Annotated in this window: 17 protein-coding genes; 10 read left to right on the forward strand and 7 right to left on the reverse strand. The window is 67.7% G+C overall.

What is annotated here, in order from left to right:
- Window positions 1-155: 155 nt before the first annotated feature.
- The 3 genes from GH2_RS13375 to GH2_RS13385 form a co-directional block, all read right to left on the reverse strand.
- Window positions 156-1,034 (reverse strand): 3-hydroxybutyryl-CoA dehydrogenase, encoded by an 879-nt coding sequence (locus GH2_RS13375; RefSeq protein ID WP_066168884.1) that lies wholly within the window; start codon window positions 1,032-1,034, stop codon window positions 156-158.
- 176 nt (window positions 1,035-1,210) lie between these two features.
- Window positions 1,211-2,506, reverse strand: a complete 1,296-nt coding sequence (gene aceA, locus GH2_RS13380; RefSeq protein WP_066168888.1) for an isocitrate lyase — start codon at window positions 2,504-2,506, stop codon at window positions 1,211-1,213.
- 363 nt (window positions 2,507-2,869) lie between these two features.
- Entirely contained in the window at window positions 2,870-3,628 is a 759-nt protein-coding gene (locus GH2_RS13385) for a hypothetical protein (RefSeq protein ID WP_157086087.1), read from the reverse strand.
- A gap of 37 nt (window positions 3,629-3,665) precedes the next feature.
- Between GH2_RS13385 and ramB the strand changes: the two genes are divergently transcribed.
- The 6 genes from ramB (at window position 3,666) to GH2_RS13415 (ending at window position 8,259) form a co-directional block, all read left to right on the forward strand.
- Window positions 3,666-5,105: an acetate metabolism transcriptional regulator RamB gene (gene ramB / locus GH2_RS13390; RefSeq protein WP_066168891.1), complete on the forward strand. Its 1,440-nt coding sequence runs from the start codon at window positions 3,666-3,668 to the stop codon at window positions 5,103-5,105.
- A gap of 89 nt (window positions 5,106-5,194) precedes the next feature.
- Window positions 5,195-5,728, forward strand: a complete 534-nt coding sequence (locus GH2_RS13395; protein ID WP_066169210.1) for a carboxymuconolactone decarboxylase family protein — start codon at window positions 5,195-5,197, stop codon at window positions 5,726-5,728.
- A gap of 13 nt (window positions 5,729-5,741) precedes the next feature.
- Window positions 5,742-6,389 carry a class I SAM-dependent methyltransferase gene (locus GH2_RS13400; RefSeq protein WP_066168894.1) on the forward strand — a complete coding sequence of 216 codons (648 nt, stop codon included), beginning with the start codon at window positions 5,742-5,744 and terminating at the stop codon, window positions 6,387-6,389.
- 57 nt (window positions 6,390-6,446) lie between these two features.
- Window positions 6,447-7,259, forward strand: a complete 813-nt coding sequence (locus GH2_RS13405) for a class I SAM-dependent methyltransferase (protein WP_066168897.1) — start codon at window positions 6,447-6,449, stop codon at window positions 7,257-7,259.
- Window positions 7,246-7,587: a cupin domain-containing protein gene (locus GH2_RS13410; protein ID WP_066168900.1), complete on the forward strand. Its 342-nt coding sequence runs from the start codon at window positions 7,246-7,248 to the stop codon at window positions 7,585-7,587. Before GH2_RS13405 ends, GH2_RS13410 begins: the two co-directional genes overlap by 14 nt.
- An 18-nt stretch (window positions 7,588-7,605) precedes the next feature.
- Entirely contained in the window at window positions 7,606-8,259 is a 654-nt protein-coding gene (locus GH2_RS13415) for a helix-turn-helix domain-containing protein (protein WP_066168901.1), read from the forward strand.
- 14 nt (window positions 8,260-8,273) lie between these two features.
- Here the strand turns inward: GH2_RS13415 and GH2_RS13420 are convergent, their stop codons facing one another.
- A complete protein-coding gene (locus GH2_RS13420; protein WP_066168904.1) occupies window positions 8,274-9,149 on the reverse strand; it encodes a DNA-3-methyladenine glycosylase family protein in 876 nt (291 codons plus the stop codon).
- 91 nt (window positions 9,150-9,240) lie between these two features.
- Window positions 9,241-10,626 carry a dihydrolipoyl dehydrogenase gene (gene lpdA / locus GH2_RS13425; protein ID WP_084247486.1) on the reverse strand — a complete coding sequence of 462 codons (1,386 nt, stop codon included), beginning with the start codon at window positions 10,624-10,626 and terminating at the stop codon, window positions 9,241-9,243.
- A gap of 114 nt (window positions 10,627-10,740) precedes the next feature.
- Between lpdA and GH2_RS13430 the strand changes: the two genes are divergently transcribed.
- The 4 genes from GH2_RS13430 to GH2_RS13445 all read left to right on the forward strand — a co-directional run bounded on the left by GH2_RS13430 (window position 10,741) and on the right by GH2_RS13445 (window position 16,306).
- Window positions 10,741-11,322, forward strand: a complete 582-nt coding sequence (locus GH2_RS13430) for a TetR/AcrR family transcriptional regulator (protein ID WP_157086088.1) — start codon at window positions 10,741-10,743, stop codon at window positions 11,320-11,322.
- A complete protein-coding gene (locus GH2_RS13435) occupies window positions 11,319-12,563 on the forward strand; it encodes an NADH:flavin oxidoreductase (protein ID WP_066168913.1) in 1,245 nt (414 codons plus the stop codon). Before GH2_RS13430 ends, GH2_RS13435 begins: the two co-directional genes overlap by 4 nt.
- A gap of 235 nt (window positions 12,564-12,798) precedes the next feature.
- Window positions 12,799-14,160 (forward strand): MFS transporter, encoded by a 1,362-nt coding sequence (locus GH2_RS13440; protein WP_066168915.1) that lies wholly within the window; start codon window positions 12,799-12,801, stop codon window positions 14,158-14,160.
- Window positions 14,161-14,263: 103 nt separating this feature from the next.
- Window positions 14,264-16,306 (forward strand): prolyl oligopeptidase family serine peptidase, encoded by a 2,043-nt coding sequence (locus tag GH2_RS13445; protein ID WP_244885388.1) that lies wholly within the window; start codon window positions 14,264-14,266, stop codon window positions 16,304-16,306.
- Window positions 16,307-16,366: 60 nt separating this feature from the next.
- Here GH2_RS13445 and GH2_RS13450 read toward each other — a convergent pair whose 3' ends face one another.
- Window positions 16,367-17,179: a hypothetical protein gene (locus tag GH2_RS13450; RefSeq protein ID WP_066168923.1), complete on the reverse strand. Its 813-nt coding sequence runs from the start codon at window positions 17,177-17,179 to the stop codon at window positions 16,367-16,369.
- 18 nt (window positions 17,180-17,197) lie between these two features.
- Entirely contained in the window at window positions 17,198-18,154 is a 957-nt protein-coding gene (ppk2, locus tag GH2_RS13455; protein WP_066169212.1) for a polyphosphate kinase 2, read from the reverse strand.
- Window positions 18,155-18,200 lie beyond the last annotated feature (46 nt).

Here is an 18,200-nt window from a genome sequence, read left to right on the forward strand (position 1 = left end):
GTTTCAATACTCTTCAGTAGCCTGGAAACATCCCGTTAACCTGGGATTACCTGACAGATTTCCTGAAATATCGGCGTGGGGCGAATTTAGCTCGCTGCTAGCAAAACCTTTACTAGTGCGCCTTTCGCGCGCCGGCGGCGCGCCGACCACCGCCGTCAGCGTGCGGGCGCGTCGTACCGATAGAAGCCGCGACCCGACTTCTTGCCGAGGCGGCCGGCCTCGACCATGCGGAGCAGCAGCGGAGGCGGGGAGTACAGCGGCTCCTTGAACTCCTCGTACATCTTGTCGGCGATCGCCTTCACGGTGTCCAGGCCGACGAGATCGGTCAGTTTGAGCGGCCCCATCGGGTGGGCGCAGCCGAGCACCATCGCCTTGTCGACGTCGTCCGCGGTGGCAAAACCGCTCTCCACCATTCGAATCGCCGACAGGAGGTACGGGACGAGCAACGCGTTGACGACGAACCCCGAACGGTCGGCGGATCGCACCACCTGCTTGCCGAGCACGTCGTAGGCGAACGACTCGGCGCGCCGCGACACCGCGTCGGAGGTCACGAGCGTGGTGACGAGCTCGACGAGTGGAAGGACCGGGACCGGATTGAAGAAGTGCATCCCGATCACGCGGCCGGCGTTCGCAGTCGCCATACCGAGCTTCATGATCGGGATCGACGAAGTGTTCGAGGCGAGGACCGCGTCGGGATCGGCGACGACGCCGTCTAACGCTCGAAAAATCTCGATCTTCGCGTCCTCGTCCTCGACGATCGCCTCCACTGCCAGTTGCCGATCGGCGAAGTCGTCGAGGTCGGAGGTGAAACGCAGTCGGCACGACGCCTGTTCGCGCTCGCGTTCGGTGAGTTTGCCGCTGCTGACGCCGCGGTCGAGGGACCGGAAGATCCGGGCGCGGCCCGCGCTCACGAGGTCCCGACTCGCCTCGTACACCAGGACATCCGCATGGGCTCGGGCGCACACCTCGGCGATACCTGCACCCATCTGGCCTGCACCGACGATGCCGACGCGGGAAATCTGGTCAATGGTCATGGAGAAGCGCTCCCTGGATGTCCTGTGACGTTGTCGAGCTGTCGGCCCGATCCACCCGTCGCGCCGCCTACCGCGGCCAGTTAGCAGAGAACCCGGGGCACGCGGCGGATCGCGCCTCCCAATGCCCCGGGTTCATCGTGCTCTTGCAGACCTCTAGATCGAGGTCGTGTCAGTTCCTAGTGGAACTGGCCCTCCTCGGTCGAGCCCTTCAGAGCTGCGGTCGAGGTGTTCGGGTCAACGGTGGTGGCGACGGCGTCGAAGTAGCCGGCACCGACCTCACGCTGGTGCTTGATGGCGGTGAAGCCGCGCTCCTCGGCTGCCTTGAACTCGCGCTCCTGCAGGTCGACGAAGGCGGTCATGCCGTTGCGGGCGTAGCCGTGAGCCAGGTCGAACATGCCGTAGTTGAGGGCGTGGAAGCCGGCCAGCGTGATGAACTGGAACTTGAAGCCCATGGCGCCGAGCTCCTTCTGGAACTTCGCGATGGTGTCGTCGTCCAGAGCAGCCTTCCAGTTGAAGGACGGGCTGCAGTTGTAGGCCAGCATCTGGTCCGGGAACTCAGCCTTGACGCTCTCGGCGAACTTCTTGGCGACCTCGAGGTCCGGCACACCGGTCTCCATCCAGATGAGGTCGGAGTACGGGGCGTAGGCCTTGGCGCGAGCGATGCAGGGCTCCAGGCCCTTCTTGACGCCGTAGAAGCCCTCGGCGGTGCGGGTGCCGTCCAGGAACGGCTTGTCGCGGTCGTCGACGTCCGAGGTGATCAGGGTCGCGGCCTCAGCATCGGTACGAGCGATGACGACGGTCGGGGTGTTCATGACGTCGGCCGCCAGGCGAGCCGAGGTCAGGGTGCGGATGTGCTGCTGGGTCGGGATCAGCACCTTGCCACCGAGGTGGCCGCACTTCTTCTCCGATGCGAGCTGGTCCTCCCAGTGCGAGCCTGCAACGCCCGAGGCGATCATCGACTTCTGGAGCTCGTAGACGTTGAGGGCGCCACCGAAGCCGGCCTCACCGTCGGCGACGATCGGGACGACCCAGTTGTCGACCGAGTCGTCGCCCTCGATGCGAGCGATCTCGTCCGCACGCAGCAGCGCGTTGTTGATGCGACGAACGACGGCCGGAACCGAGTTGGCCGGGTACAGCGACTGGTCGGGGTAGGTCTGGCCCGCGAGGTTCGCGTCGCCGGCGACCTGCCAGCCCGAGAGGTAGATGGCCTTGAGGCCCGCACGGACCTGCTGAACGGCCATGTTGCCGGTCAGCGCGCCGAGGGAGTTGATGTAGCTGTCGTCGTCCTTGCTGACGGCGTCCCACAGGATCTCGGCGCCACGACGAGCAAGGGTCTGCTCTTCGACGACCGTGCCCTGGAGTTCAGCGACCTGCTCGGCGGTGTACTCGCGCTTCACGTTCTTCCAGCGGGGGTTGGTGTCCCAATCCTGCTGGATCTCGGCGGCGGTACGTGGCTTTCCGACGTTGCTCATTAGCCTTCGCTTTCGTTAGAACTTCTCGATCTCAGAAACCATGAGATTTGATGTGTCGCTCAGTCTTGCGAACTGAACGGCACCTTGAGGCTTTGCCTGAGAACAGGTTGCCACAGAACAAATGCCCAGGTCCAGACATTGCAAGGTGTAAATAACCACCAGGTTACCGGCGAGTTTTGCAAATATTGCAAAGTTAACCATCACAACTTCGCACTGGCGATCGCCAAAAAGTACGCGCGTACTGGGAAAACAATCGAGGCCTCCGCCGGGCCCGCGGACCGCCCTCGACGGCCGCACCGAGAGCCGCCACCGAGACGATAGTGGCGCATTTCACAGCCGAACGGTGGGCCGCAGAGTTGCGCGTCACTGCGCAGCGCGGGCCACCGCCGTCTGCACCAGCTGTCCGAACTCCTCATCCGAGAGAGGTGCTGCGAGCAGCGGAGCACCGGGCGCCACGCCCTTGCGCTCCGCCTCGGAGACCTCACGCTCATCGGTCGAGAGCCCCAGTTGCAGCGTCACCACCTCACCGGCGGCGGTCTTCACCAGGACATTCGCGATCAGCCCGGATCGGGCCCGGACGGCGCCTGAAGCCAGGGTGGTGACCGAGTCGCTGCGCACCCAGAACGCCTGCTCCACCACGCTGTCGGTGATGGCGGGCAGTTCGACGCTGGTGGTGACGATCGTCGCGCCGGTCAGCGCCCCGGTGCTCGGCGTCGCCGTCACGACGCGGCACGGCCCCGTCGTCGCACGCCGATCGGCGTCGATGTCGCGGCGGACCGTGGAGACCAGCTCGCTGAACGTCCCGGTGTCGGACTTGCCGACCACCAGCGCGGTGTTCTCGTCGGTGAGCTGCGGATTGAACGCGGCGTCGGCGGTCGGCGCGCAGCTGGGCGGATCGAAGCCGACCGTCCGCGCCTGCTCCAGCGTCGACCGGTTGGCGGCGATGAGGTCGTCGACCGTCATCGGCACCGCGCTGAAATCGGTCGGCAGGTGATCGGCGGTGATCAGCAGATTCGGCAGCGACAACGCGGGCGACTCGTCGCCGCCGCAACCGACGAGTCCGAGAACGGACGCGGCGGCGACCGCCAGCACAGCGGTCCGGGACACAATGGAGCGGGACACATCGGCACCGTACCCGCCACGGAGAGGAACCGCGGACATGAGCACGCATCGGTCGGATGCACAGAAGATGTTCGTCGGCGGCCGCATCCGAGGCCTCCGGGCCGACCGCGCGCTGTCCCAGCAGGCGCTCGCCGGACTGCTCGGGATCTCGGCGTCGTATCTCAATCAGATCGAGCACGACAACCGGCCGCTGACCGGTCCGGTGCTGGCGCGGATCACCGACGTCTTCGGTCTCGACATCGACTTCTTCGACCCGCAGGACGACGTTCGGCTGGTCGCCGAACTCCGCGAGGCGCTGCTCGACGAGGACATCGACATCGCGCAGACGGCGCGCGACGGCGCGGACCTCGCCGACTTCGTCGCCACATATCAACCGATCGCCGAGGCGATGGCGGCCATCCATCGCCAGTATCGGATCGCGACCGAACGGCTGGCCGCGGTCACCTCCGGCCGGGGCGAGACGCTCGCGCGCGGCACCATCACCGCTCCGCACGAGGAGGTGCGGAACTTCTTCTACCAGCGGCGCAATTACATCCACGAGCTCGACGAGGCCGCCGAGACCCTCACCGCCCGCATGCGGATGCACTCTGCCGATCTGCGCGCGGCGCTCGCCTCCCGGTTGGAGGAACGGCACGGCATTCGGATCGTGCGCCGCGTCGATCTGGGCGACAACGTGCTGCACCGATTCGACCCCAACCGCAAGGTGATGGAATTCTCGGCGGCCCTCTCGCCCGGCCAGCGCAGCATGAAGATCGCCGCCGAGCTCGGATTCCTGGAACACGGCGAGCTGATCGACGAACTCGTCGACGCCGCCAACTACACCAGCGACGACGCGGTGACCCTGGCGCGCCTGGGGCTGGCGAACTACTTCGCCGCCGCCGCCGTGCTGCCGTACAGCCAGTTCCACGGGCTGGCGGAGGATTTCCGCTACGACATCGAGCGTCTGTCGGCCTTCTACGCGGTCTCGTACGAGACCATCTGCCACCGCTTGTCGACCCTGCAGCGACCGACCATGCGCGGCGTCCCGTGGACCTTCGTCCGCGTCGACCGGGCGGGCAACATGTCCAAGCGCCAGTCCGCCACCGGCTTCCACTTCTCGTCGTCGGGCGGGACGTGCCCGCTGTGGAACGTGTACGAGACGTTCGGCTCACCCGGCAAGATCCTCACGCAGATCACCGAGATGCCCGACGGACGCGAGTACTTCTGGGTCTCCCGCACCGTCGAACGACGCGCGGCGCGCTATGGCCAGCCGGGCAAGACCTTCGCGATCGGCATGGGCTGCGAACTCCGTCACGCCGAACGCGTCATCTACTCCGATGGTCTGGAACTGGGACCCGATGCGCGCGCGACGCCCATCGGCGCGGGATGCCGCGTCTGCGACCGACAGAACTGCCCGCAGCGCGCCTTCCCGCAACTCGGCGTCGAACTGCACCTCGAGGAGCATCGCAGCACCGTCTCGCCCTACACGACGTCGTGACCGGCCGCGCCGACCACGCGGGTCCACGGTCGATCGTCCGCCGCTGCCGCGTGCCGCGCGGTGTCCGAGCGGTGGACTACCGTGTGGTCATGACCACACCCCGCGTCAGTCCTGGCACGTTCGGCGACCTCGGTCCGATCAATTGGCTCGTCGTGCGCGCGATGTCGCTCGCGACCGGCACCGACAACGCCCACATCTTCGCCACCCTCGGCCGCAGCAAGGGACTGTTCCGCGGGTGGCTGCACTTCTCCTCGCGGATGATGCCGTTCGGGGAGCTGTCGCGGCGCGAGACGGAGATGATCATCATCCGCGTGGCCCACCGGCGGTCGTGCGAGTACGAACTCGATCATCACCGGCGCCTCGGCGCGAAGGCGGGGATCGACCAGAGTGCCTTCGAACGGATCCTCGAGGGCCCGGACGCCGGGTGGGGCGACCGCGAGCGCACCCTGCTGCTCGCCGCCGACGAACTGGTCGACACCCGGGATCTCTCCGACGCCACCTGGGACGCCCTGCGTCGGCATCTGACGGAGCGCAAGGCCATTGCGTTCACCCTGCTCGTCGGCCAGTACGACATGCTCGCGACCACCATCGGCGCCCTGCGCGTACAGCGCGACGAGTTCTGACAAAGGTCGAGCCATGACCTCCTTCGCGCAACGGATGATGGGCAACCCGGCCTTCTCCCAGATCTACGAACAGTTGTGGCGACCGGTGTTCACCCGCGGATTCAGCCTCGGCGGATCGGAGACCGCCGATTACGACCGCGCGCTGCGGGCGTACCTCGCCCGCCCCGGTCAACGCCGGGTGCTCGACGTGGCTTGCGGTCCCGGCAACTACAGCGACGACGCGTCGCGCGGACTGACCGGCGACGGCGGATACGTCGGCATCGACTTCTCCGAGGCGATGCTGACCCAGGCGCAGCTGCGCAACCCCGGCGAGCGCGTCGCCTACGTCCGCGGCGACGCGCACCACCTGCCGTTTCCCGACTGCTCGTTCGACACCGTCCTGTGCCTCGCCGCGCTGTACCTGATCCCCGATCCCCTGCCCGTGCTCGACGAGATGGTGCGGGTGGCCCGACCCGGCGGCGAGCTCATCGTCTTCACCTCGGTGCGGTCGTCGGTCGCGTCGCTGCCCGGAGCCGCAGCCCTCGCCGGGCTGTCCGGACTCCGCATCTTCGGGCGGCGGGAGCTGTTGGACCGACTGGAATCGCTGGGTTGCGAGCACGTCGAGCAGACGGTCGCCGGCGTCGGCCAATATGTTCACGCCCGCCGCCCCTTGGCTCAATAGCAAAGTCAGGCTAACCTAATTAGCGGAGAACAATCCGTTAATTGACGAGGAGCTGCCATGCCCGAATCCCCCGCCGACGCCCTGCCGCTCGCGAGCCGCCGAGACGAGGACCTGCCCGGCCACTGGCTGCTGGCCCGCCTCGGCAAACGTGTCCTGCGGCCCGGCGGCCGGGAACTGACCGAGAGGCTCCTCGCCGACGCACGGTTGGCGGACGCCGACGTCGTCGAACTAGCTCCTGGGCTCGGCAAGACGGCGGGCGAGATCCTCGACTACGCGCCCCGCAGCTATGTCGGAGTAGAGGCCGACCCGCAGGCCGTCGCACTCACCGAACAGGTCGTCGGCCATCGCGGCAGCGTCCGTCACGCCGACGCCGACGCCACCGGACTCGAGGCCGCCAGCGCCGATGCGGTGATCGGCGAAGCCATGCTCACCATGCAGTCCGACCGCGGCAAGTCCGCGATCATCAGCGAGGCGCACCGCGTGCTGCGTCCCGGCGGGCGTTATGCCGTCCATGAACTGTCGCTGCACCCCGACACGCTGCCCGACGAGGCCAAGACCGAGATCCGCAAGGCGCTCGCCCGGTCGATCAAAGTGAACGCTCGCCCACTCACCGAGGCCGAGTGGCGCACGCTGTTCGAGCAGGCGGGCTTCGAGGTGGAGCAGGTCCGCTTCGCGCCGATGGCTCTGCTCGAGCCGCGTCGGATGCTCGCCGACGAAGGCCTGCTCGGCGTGGTTAAGATCGGATTCAACATCGCCCGCAACCCCGCGGCACGCAAGCGCATCCTCGACATGCGCAGCGTCTTCACTCGGTACCGCGACCAGATGGCGGCGATCGAAGTGATAGTGAGGAAGCCCGATGCCACCGCTTGACCTGGCGCCGACGTACACGTTTCTGACCGGACTCGACGCGCCGAACGACGCCGACACCGGTGAGAAACCAGCGATCAAGCGGATTCACAAGAGCGACACCGAGACCGTGGTCCGACTGGCGTTCCGTGCCGGCCAGGTGATGGCCGAGCACATGGCGGTGCACCCCATCCTCGTTCTCGGCCAGACCGGCGACGTCGAGTTCACCGTCGACGGCACCACCGTCCATCTGGAGCCGGGCTCCGCGATCCGCGTCGAGGGGCGGACGCCACACAGCTTGCGCGCCGTCACCGACGGAACTGTCACACTGGTAGTCGTCCACGGAAACTGACGCCAGGAGGTCCTCACCATGCCGGTGCGTTCCCGCGATCGGGTGCGAGCGATCGTCGCCGAGGCGACGAACGGTCTCGATGCACACCAGGTTGCCGAGGCCCTCGACGTTCACGTCACCACCGCCCGCTTTCACCTGAACAATCTTCTCGATGAGGGCGGGATCATCGCCGAGACGCTACGGCCGGGCGGCGTGGGTCGGCCGCGGGTGCTGTATCGGACAGCGCCCGCGCCGCCCGCCGAGGAACTCCTGTTCCTGCTGCTGCGGCAGCTCGGCGGCACGGCGGCGAAGCGCGAAGCGACCTCGGCGGCGGCCGGTCGGGCGTGGGCTCAGGCACACGCGCAGCCGACCGACGACGTCGACCCGACGAGCGTCCCCGACCCGGTCACCATCGTCGCGGCGACGCTCACCTCCCTCGGCTTCCGCGTCACCGAGACCGTCAGCGCCTTCGGCTCGCACCGTGTCTCGCTGTGTTCCTGCCCGCTGCAGTCGATCGCCGCGCGCAACCCGGAGATCGCCCACGGCGTGGTCCGCGGCGCCGTCGAGTACGCCCTGGAGGCGGCGTCCCCGATCCTCGACGGCTCGTACGCCGTCGACGTCTCCCCCGACTCCGGCGGCGACTGCGAACTGGTGCTGAACCTGTCCAGTGCCCGCCGCGTTGCTACGGAGTAGCGCGCGCTCACGCCCTACATCCTGCGGTAGTCCCGCACCGACATCCGCGGTCCGCGACGCTCCGGCATCCCCGCCCCCAGTTCGCAGAGTCGGATCACGCGATAGCGCTGACCCGCATACGGTTCCAGCAGTTCCAGCATGCCGTCGTCGTCGACCCGCTGCCCGATCAACGCGACGCCGACCACCGACGGTGTGTGATAGTCGCCGATCGGGACTGCGTCGGGATCGCCGAGCGCACGGATGCGCGTGTGTGCCGCCGTCCACGGTCCGACGCCGCGCAGCACCGCGAGTCGATCCGATCTGGTCTGGACGTCGACGGTCGCGGCCTGCCGGATCGTTCGGGCCCGGACCGCCTCCAGACCGCTGCGGTGCCAGTCGGCCTCGGTGATCTCCCGCCACCGAGGCCGCGGCGGCGGCACCCGCATGTCCGCGGGCACCGGCCCCGGTGCGCGCTCGCCGTACCGAGTCAGCAGAAACCGCCACGCGCGGTAGGCCTCGGTGCCGGTCACCTTCTGCTCCACGATGCTTGCGACCAGGGCCTCCCACACTCGGTCGGTGCGTCCCAGCCGCAGCTGCGGGACCTTCGCGACCAGTCGGGCGACGACGTCGTCACGCGGAACCAGTGCAGACGGATCGTCGGCGAGTCCGAGCATGGCGGGCGCGGTGTCCAGCAGCCACTGCGCACCCGGTCCCCAGGCGCGCACTCTCGCCTGCCGCCCCCGGGCTGCGACGGCCACCGTCCCCGGGCCGTCCGGCGTGTGGACCGCCCGCCAGATGGAACCGTCCGCGGCCACCCGGTACGCGGGATCGCGGCTGCCCCGTTGATGGACGCCGAGGGTGGCGCGGACGTCGAGCACATCGTCCGCGGTCACCAGGCGCTCGATCGTCACGACGCCATTCTGCCCGCCTGTGCTCGAACGACGAAGCGCACCGAGTCCGCCGGGTGGTGGATCTCGATGCGCTTCGCCTGCGAGCGTGCGGTCACATGTTGATCATGTGGCCGATCGCGCCGTGGAAGGTCTCCTGCATCGCCTCACTCATCGTCGGATGGGTGTGGACGTTGCGCGCCAGTTCGCGGGCGGTGAGATCCCACTTCTGCGCGAGCGTCAGTTCGGGCAGCATCTCGGAGACGTTGTCGCCGACCAGGTGTCCGCCGAGCAGCTCGTCGGTCTGCGAGTTGGTGATCAGCTTGACGAAGCCCGCGGTAGCGTTCAGCCCCATCGCCTTGCCGTTGGCGGTGAACGGGAACTTGGAGACGGTGATCTCGTATCCCTCGTTCTTGGCCTGCTCTTCGGTGAGACCGAACGACGCGACCTGCGGCTGGCAGAACGTTGCGCGCGGCATCATGCGGTAGTCGCCGAGCAGCATGGTCTCGGCGCCCGCCATGGTCTCGGCGGCCACGACGCCCTGCGCCTCGGCCACGTGAGCCAGCTGCAGCTTCGCGGTGACGTCGCCGATGGCGTAGACGCCGGGAACGTTGGTGCGCATGCGGTCGTCGATCGCGATAGCGCCACGATCGGTGAGTGCGACGCCGGTGTTCTCCAAGCCGTAGCCCTCGACGCGCGGCGCGAAGCCGACGGACATGAGGACCTTGTCGACGACGATGCTGCCGTCGTTACCCTTGGCGTCCTTGTACGTCACGGTGACGTTGTCGCCGTTGTCGTCGATGGTCTGGACGCCGGTGCCGGTGAGCACCTTCACGCCCAGCTTCTTGTACGCCTTGGCGATCTCCTTGGAGACGTCGGCGTCCTCGTTCGGCAGCACCCGCGGCATGAACTCGATGATGGTGACGTCGACGCCGTAGTTGGCGAGCACGTAGCCGAACTCCATGCCGATGGCGCCTGCGCCGACGATGACGATCGACTTCGGGAGGTCGCGGGTCAGGATCTGCGTCTCGTAGGTGACGACGTTCTCGCTGAGCGCCACTCCCGGCAGGAGTTTGACGGTGGATCCGGTGTCGATGATGACGTTGTCGAAGGTGATCTCGCGGTCGCCGACGACGATGGTCTTGGCGTCGCGGAAGACGCCGTACCCGTCGATCTCGGTGATCTTGTTCTTCTTCATCAGGAAGTGAACGCCCTTGACGATGCCGTCGGAGACCTTGCGGCTGCGATCGAAGGCGGCCCCGAAGTCGAAGCTCACCTCGCCACTCATGCCGAAGGTCTTGGCCTCGTGGTTGAAGACGTGGGCGAGCTCGGCGTTGCGGAGCAACGCCTTCGACGGAATGCATCCGACGTTGAGGCAGACGCCTCCCCACCACTTCTCTTCGATCACTGCGGTCTTCATGCCCAGCTGGGCGGACCGGATCGCGGCCACGTACCCGCCAGGACCGGCTCCCAGGACAACTGTTTGAAAATGTTCAGCCACGACGTTCAGGGTACTTCCCGGGTGAGCCAGACGCAGCCGTCCGGTCGGGCTGGACCGATGTCACACTTCAATCAGTGATTGAAACACTGATTGAGAATGTGGTCTGATCGAGGGGTGACCACTGAGACGAGCACCGCAGGCACCCGCGCCCGGCTCCTCGACGCCGCCGAGGAACTCCTGGCGCGCGGGACGTACGACACCCTCTCCGTCCGCGCAGTGTGTTCGACGGCCGGCGCGAATCCGGCCGCTGTGCACTACCACTTCGGCTCGAAGGAACGCTTGATCGCCGCCCTCCTCGAGGACCGGCTCGAACCGATCTGGGTGAGCGTGCTCGACGGTCTCGCCGCGTCGCCGGTCACCGTCCGGGAGATCGTCGACGCGCTCATCGACCCGTTGATGCGACTCCAGGCGGACGCGAGCACGGCGCCCCGAGTCCGGCTGCTCGCCGAGTTCGTCCTGGCGCACCCGCGCGCCGAGTGGGCCGGTCGGTGGTCGGATCTGGACGGCTGGGCCACCCTGCTCACCGCCGCGGTCCCCGACCTCGACGTCGAGCACGCACGCCGTCGCCTCCGCTTCGCGTTCACCGTCCTGATGACCGAACTCACGGCGCCCCACACGCTCTCGCCCGACACCGTCGAAGCCCTGCGAGAGTTCCTCACCGCCGGCCTGGCCGGTCTACCGAAGGACTCACTGTGACCACCAGCCCCGCCCCGCAGACCGATCCGTTCTCCACCGCGACGCTCGGACCGTTGTCGCTCCGCAACCGAATCATCAAGTGCGCCACTTTCGAAGGCATGACGCCGGACGCCGTCGTGACCGACGACTTGATCGAGTTCCACCGCGACGTCGCGGCGGGCGGCGCCGCGATGTCGACCGTCGCCTACTGCGCCGTCTCTCCGGAGGGACGCACCGACCGTCACCAGATCTGGATGCGACCGGAGGCCCTCGACGGTCTGCAACGACTCACCGCGGCGATCCACGGCGAGGGCGCGCTCGCCGCCGCCCAACTCGGCCACGCTGGGCCGGTGGCGAACTCGCTGTCGAACCGACTCCCCGCACTGGGCCCCGGCCGCATCCCGGCGCCGATGGGAATGTCGTTCACGCAGAAGGTGTCCCGCGACAGGATCGGCGATCTGGTCCAGAAGTTCCGCACCGCGGCGCGCCTCGCCGTCGACAGCGGATTCGACGGCCTGGAGATCCACCTCGGCCACAACTACCTGCTGAGCTCGTTCCTGTCGCCACTGCTCAATCACCGTCGCGACGGGTACGGCGGAAGTGCGGTCAACCGGGCACGGTTCGCTCGCGAAGTGCTCGAGGCGGTGCGGACCGAGGTCGGCGACGACGCGGCGGTCTGGATCAAACTCAACATGTTCGACGGCGTCGGCAAGCCCGGTCGCGGCCGCGGCGGAATGCCGTGGAGCGGCACCAACCTCGACGATGCGATCACCTACGCCCGCCTGTTCGAGGCCGACGGCCACATCGACGCCATCGAACCGACCGCGGGGAGTTCGCTGCTCAACCCGATGTACCTGTTCCATGGTGAGCCGCCGCGCGACGAGTTCGCCGACGCCATGCCCGGCGCCATCCGGACCGGGATGAAGGCGGGCGGAAAGTACTTCCTTCGGCGCTACCCCTACACCGACACCTACTTGCTCCCGCTGGCGCGCGAACTGCGAGCGAGTGTCGGCCTACCGATGATCCTGCTCGGCGGCGTCACCGACCGCGCGTCGATCCAGTCCGCACTGGACTCCGGTTTCGACTTCGTCGCCATGGGCCGCGCCCTGCTGCGCGAACCGGATCTGCCACTGCGCCTTCAGGCCGACCCCGCCGCGAGAAGCAAGTGCGTCCACTGCAATCTGTGCATGCCGACCATCTACTCAACGACGCGCTGCCCGATCCGTACGGGCGAAGTTCCAGACCCACTCGACGTCGCCTGACTGACCTGCGCCGATCGCCGTATCCACGGTCCACCGAACCGGGATCGCACGCGGTCGCGGTTGGCCATCGCCTTTCCGATCGTGATAAGCATGGTAGTCCGTTCGGGGGAACATCCTTCGAAGAGTCGATAGGCCTTCTCGGCCAGGGGAAGTGGTAACCGGCAGCCGCCACGCTGCCGCCCGTGAACCAGTTCGCACGACCCGAGAACAACGACTATCGATCTTCGGAGGTCTGATGACTGACTCAGCTGTCACTTCGGCCGCACCATCGCCCAGCACCCTGCGCAAGGCCATCGCCGCATCGGCGATCGGCAACGCCACCGAGTGGTACGACTACGGCGTCTACGCCGCCACCACCACCTATCTCACCCAGGCGTTCTTCCCCGGACACCTGGGCACCATCGGCACCATGCTCGGGTTCGCCGTCTCGTTCCTACTCCGGCCGCTCGGCGGCTTCGTCTGGGGTCCGATCGGCGACCGCCTGGGCCGCAAGCACGTTCTGGCACTCACGATCCTGTTGATCTCGGTGGCGACCGCGTTGATCGGCGTGTTGCCGACCCACGCGACGATCGGCGTGTGGGCGCCGATCCTGCTGATCGTCCTGCGCGTGGTACAGGGCTTCTCCACCGGCGGCGAGTACGGCGGCGCGGCCACCTTCATGGCTGAGTACGCACCAGCGCGCAAGCGCGGCAAGTACGGCAGCTTCCTGGAGTTCGGCACCATGGCGGGCTTCGCCTCCGGCACCGCGATCGTCCTGCTGATGAGCCTGGGCCTGTCCGAGAGCCAGATGCAGGACTGGGGCTGGCGCATTCCGTTCCTGATCGCGCTGCCCCTCGGTCTCGCGGGCCTCTACCTGCGGTCCCAGCTCGACGATCCGCCGCTGTTCACCGACGTCGAGAAGCAGGTCGCCGACCCCGGCGGCGTGACCGGGCAACTCCGCCAGACCATCGTGCACTACTGGAAGCCGATCGTCATCATGTTCGGCATGGTCGTGGCGCTGAACGTCGCGAACTACACCCTGCTGGCCTACCAGCCGGAGTATCTGAAGAGCACGATCGGCCTCAGCGAGGATCAGGCGTCGGTCGTCGTCCTGATCGGCCAGGTCGCGATGATGCTGATGATCCCCGTCTTCGGCGCGTGGTCGGATCGCACCGGCCGCAAGCCGATGTGGCGGCTGTCCCTGCTCGGACTGTTCGTCTTCGCGCTCCCCATGTACTGGCTGATGGGGCAGAGCCTCGCCTGGGCGGTCGTCGGTTTCGTGGTCCTCGGCCTGCTGTACATCCCGCAGCTCGCGACCATCTCGGCCACGTTCCCCGCCATGTTCCCGACTCACGTGCGGTACGCGGGCTTCGCGATCTCGTACAACCTCTCGACCGCCGCGTTCGGCGGCACGGCGCCACTGGTGAACGACGCCGTCGTCGGGCACACCGGCTGGTCGCTGTTCCCCGCCGTCTACATGATGGGCGCCTGCGTCATCGGCGGCATCGCCCTCCACTTCCTCCGGGAGACCGCCGGCCTGTCCATCGCGGGCACCACGACCCCCGGCGCCGACCCCGACGAGGAGCAGGTCACCACCTCGGCGCGCGTCGACGCGTGACCTCCCGATTCTCGGCTCCCGAACCTCCCTCCGCGGGCGGTTCGGGAGCCGAGAACGTCTGCCCGATGGCCGCTTCGGGCCGTGCCTGCGTACGTTGGATCCCGTGACCAACGAAGATCCGTACCTCTGGCTCGAAGACGTGACCGGCGACGACGCTCTCGCCTGGGTCCGCGACCACAACGAGCCGACCGTCGACGAGCTCACGCACTCGGCCCGCTTCACCGAACTCGAGGCCGCGGCGCTCGAGATCCTCGACACCGACGAGCGCATCCCGTACGTGCGCCGCCGCGGCGAGCACCTGTACAACTTCTGGCGCGACGCCGAGCATCCCAAGGGACTCTGGCGGCGCACCACCCTCGACAGCTACCGGAGCGACACCCCGGACTGGGACGTCCTGATCGACGTCGACGCACTCTCCGAGCGCGAAGGCGAGAACTGGGTGTGGGCCGGCGCGACGATGAATCGCCCCCACTACGACCGCGCGCTGATCTCCCTGTCGCGCGGCGGCGCCGACGCCGCCGTGGTCCGCGAGTACGACGTCGCGAGCCGCAGCTGGGTGGACGACGGCTTCACCCTGCCCGAGGCCAAATCGCAGGTCGGCTGGATCGACCGCGACACCGTCTACGTCGGCACCGACTTCGCCCAGACCCCGGACGGACTGCCCGCGCTCACCTCGTCGGGCTACCCGCGCACCGTGCGCCGGTGGTCGCGCGGCACCGACGTCGCCGACGCCCCGACGGTCTTCGCCGGCGAGGTGTCCGACGTCGCGGTCGGCGCCGTGTGCACGCACACCCCGGGCTTCGTCCGGCACTTCGTGTCCCGCTCCACCGACTTCTACAACGCGATCGACTACGAACTCCGGCCGGAGAACGACGACGAGCTGATCCGGATCGAGGTCCCGACCGACGCCCACTACGACGTCCGCTTGAACTGGCTCACCGTCCTGACCCGCTCGCCGTGGACCGTCGACGGCACCGAGCACCCCGCGGGCACACTGCTGGTCTTCGACTACCCCGCCTGGCTCGACGGCGACCGCACGCACCGGGTCCTGTTCACCCCGGACGCGCACACCAGCCTGCAGGATCACGCGGTCACCAAGTCGCATCTGGTTCTGGTGACTCTCCACGACGTCGCGACCCGGATCGAGGTCCTGACCCTCGGCACGTGGGAGCGCGTGGAACTGGCCGGTCTCCCCGACCTCGCGACGCTGGGCGTCCTCGACACGGATCCCGACGAGAGCGATGAGATCTGGTTCTCCGCCAGCAGTTTCACCCAGGCGCCCAGTCTGCTGCACGGCTCCACCTCGAGCGGGGTCGCCGTGATCAAATCGACCCCCGCCGTGTACGACGCGTCGGACGTCTCCGCGCACCAGTACTTCGCGACGTCCGACGACGGCACCGCTGTCCCCTACTTCGTCATCAAGCGCGACGACGTCGAGTCCGGACCCACCTTGCAGTACGGCTACGGCGGCTTCGAGAACGCGATGACGCCGAGCTACCTCGGCATCGCAGGCCGCAACTGGATCGCACGCGGCGGGGTGTACGTGATGACCAACATCCGCGGCGGCGGCGAGTACGGACCCGAATGGCACACGCAGGCGCAGAAGGCGGGCCGGCACCTGGTCTACGAGGACTTCGCCGCGGTGGCCCGCGACCTCGTCGCTCGCGGCCTCACCACGGCCGACCAACTCGCCGCCCAAGGTGGATCCAACGGCGGTCTGCTGATGGGCGTGATGGCCACGAGCTACCCCGACCTCTTCGGCGCGCTGGTCTGCCAGGTCCCGCTGCTGGACATGAAGCGGTACCACCTGCTGCTGGCGGGCGCATCATGGATGGCCGAGTACGGCGACCCGGACGATCCCGCGCAGTGGGCGTACATCGCCGAGTACTCGCCGTACCAGCGGCTGCGCGCTGGTCTGCCGATGCCCGCCTTCCTGATGACGACCTCGACGCGCGACGACCGCGTGCACCCCGGGCACGCCCGCAAGTTCGTCGCACGGATGGAGGAGCTCGGCTACCCGGTCCGCTACTACGAGAACATCGAAGGCGGGCACGGCGGCGCCGCGGACAACCGGCAGGCGGCGTTCAAATCGGCGCTGGCCTACGAGTTCCTGTGGCGGACCATCGGAAGCGCCGACGCCCGCTGACGCACGCGCCGCAGCAGGTCGGTGACGTCGAGCCAGAACAGGCTCCCGACGAACCCTCGCCTACCGCCCCGACGCCACCCGGGCCACCACACCGACGATCACGACCACCACGCCGCCGATGCCGACGTACATGGAGATGGTCGACAGGTGATCGACGATCCCGCCGACCACCACTTCGATGGTGGTGCGCGACGCGTCGTCGGTGTCGGTGAGCCGCTCACTGACCAGGTTGTTGGTGAAGACGGCGAGGCCCCAGCCCGCCAGCCCGGCCAGCACCGCGCCGACACCCAGCCACGCCAGGGTGGTGCTGCGTCGATTCGCCGTCAGCAGCGCGAGGAGCGACGCCACGACGGCGCCGATCACGCTGACCCACGCGAGAATGTTCACCAGGGTGCCGCTGTCCTCGAGCGACCCCGCGGTGATGTTGCTCTGGTCGATGGTGACGGTCACCGGACTGGGCACCTGCACCGGCACCGGCAGCGGCGCCGATCGCACCACCCGATTGATCATCGGACTGATGTCGAGTTCCATGGTGTGCAAGGCGGCGTCGGGCCCCGGCTCGGTGAACAGCCAATGGTGCTGCTGCCGCGCCACTTCGGAGAAGTCTTCGACGAACCCGTCGCTGCGCGCATAGTTGCGCGCTGTGGGCAGCACCGCCTCGGCCAGCACCGCGGACCCGGTGCGTTCCTGGACCGAGGAGGCGACCTTCTCCGCGAAGTAGTTCTGCACCTGCTCGTCGTGCGCGGCCTCGGCCGCCGACGACACGAAACCCGATTCGGCGACCACCCGCTGCGAGAGCCACATGCTGGGGACCGCGACGATCATGCAGACCATCCCGACAGCGGTGAACAGACCGGCAACTACACTTCGCACGGAATCGAGGCTACCGGCTCACTCACCGATGAGGTCGCGAGCCCGTCCCACGATCAGCGGGTCCGGCTCGCCGACCAGGCCTTCGTCCTTGCCGTCGTAGTCGTGCAGGGAGAGCACGTACCGCATGGCGTTGATCCGGGCACGCTTCTTGTCGTTGCTCTTGACGACGATCCACGGTGCGAAGTCGGTGTCGGTGTCGGTGAACATCTGCTCTTTGGCCGCGGTGTAGGCCTCCCACCGGTCCAACGATGCGAGGTCCATCGGCGACAGCTTCCACTGCCGGACCGGGTCGATCTGGCGAATCGCGAAGCGAGTCCGCTGCTCCAGCGAGGTCACCGAGAACCAGAACTTCACCAGGTGCACGCCGTCGTCGACCAGCATCTTCTCGAAGGCCGGCGCCTGCTGCATGAACTGGCTGTACTGCTCCGGGGTGCAGAAGCTCATCACCCGTTCCACGCCTGCGCGGTTGTACCAGGAGCGATCGAAGAAGACCATCTCGCCGGCCGCGGGCAGGTGCTGGACGTACCGCTGGAAGTACCATTCGGTGGCCTCGCGCTCGGACGGCTTCTCGAGGGCGACGGTCCGCGCACCGCGCGGGTTGAGGTGCTCGTTGAAGCGTTTGATGGTGCCGCCCTTGCCCGCGGCGTCGCGGCCCTCGAACAGCATCAGGTGCCGCTGTCCGGTCTGCTTGGTCCACTTCTGCAGCTTCAGCAACTCGATCTGCAGTCGCCGTTTGGTGACCTCGTATTCGCGGCGGCTCATCCGCTCGTCGTACGGGTACTCCTCGCGCCAGGTGTCGACCACATTGCGTTCGGGAAGCGTCAGCAGGATCGGGTCGTCGTCATCGTCGTCGACCACGGTGAAGCCCGCGGTGTCCTGCAGGTCGACGATGCGCTGCAGCGCCTCGCGTCCGGAGACCAGGCTGAGATCCGGTCCGATATGCTGTGGGGGAACCTCGGCGAAGAGTTCTGTCATGAGCGCCAGGTTAACGCGCATCCGGCGATCCGGCGCGCCGAGTGCG

The organism is Gordonia hydrophobica NBRC 16057 (assembly GCF_001592365.1).
Taxonomy (GTDB): Bacteria; Actinomycetota; Actinomycetes; order Mycobacteriales; family Mycobacteriaceae; genus Gordonia; species Gordonia hydrophobica.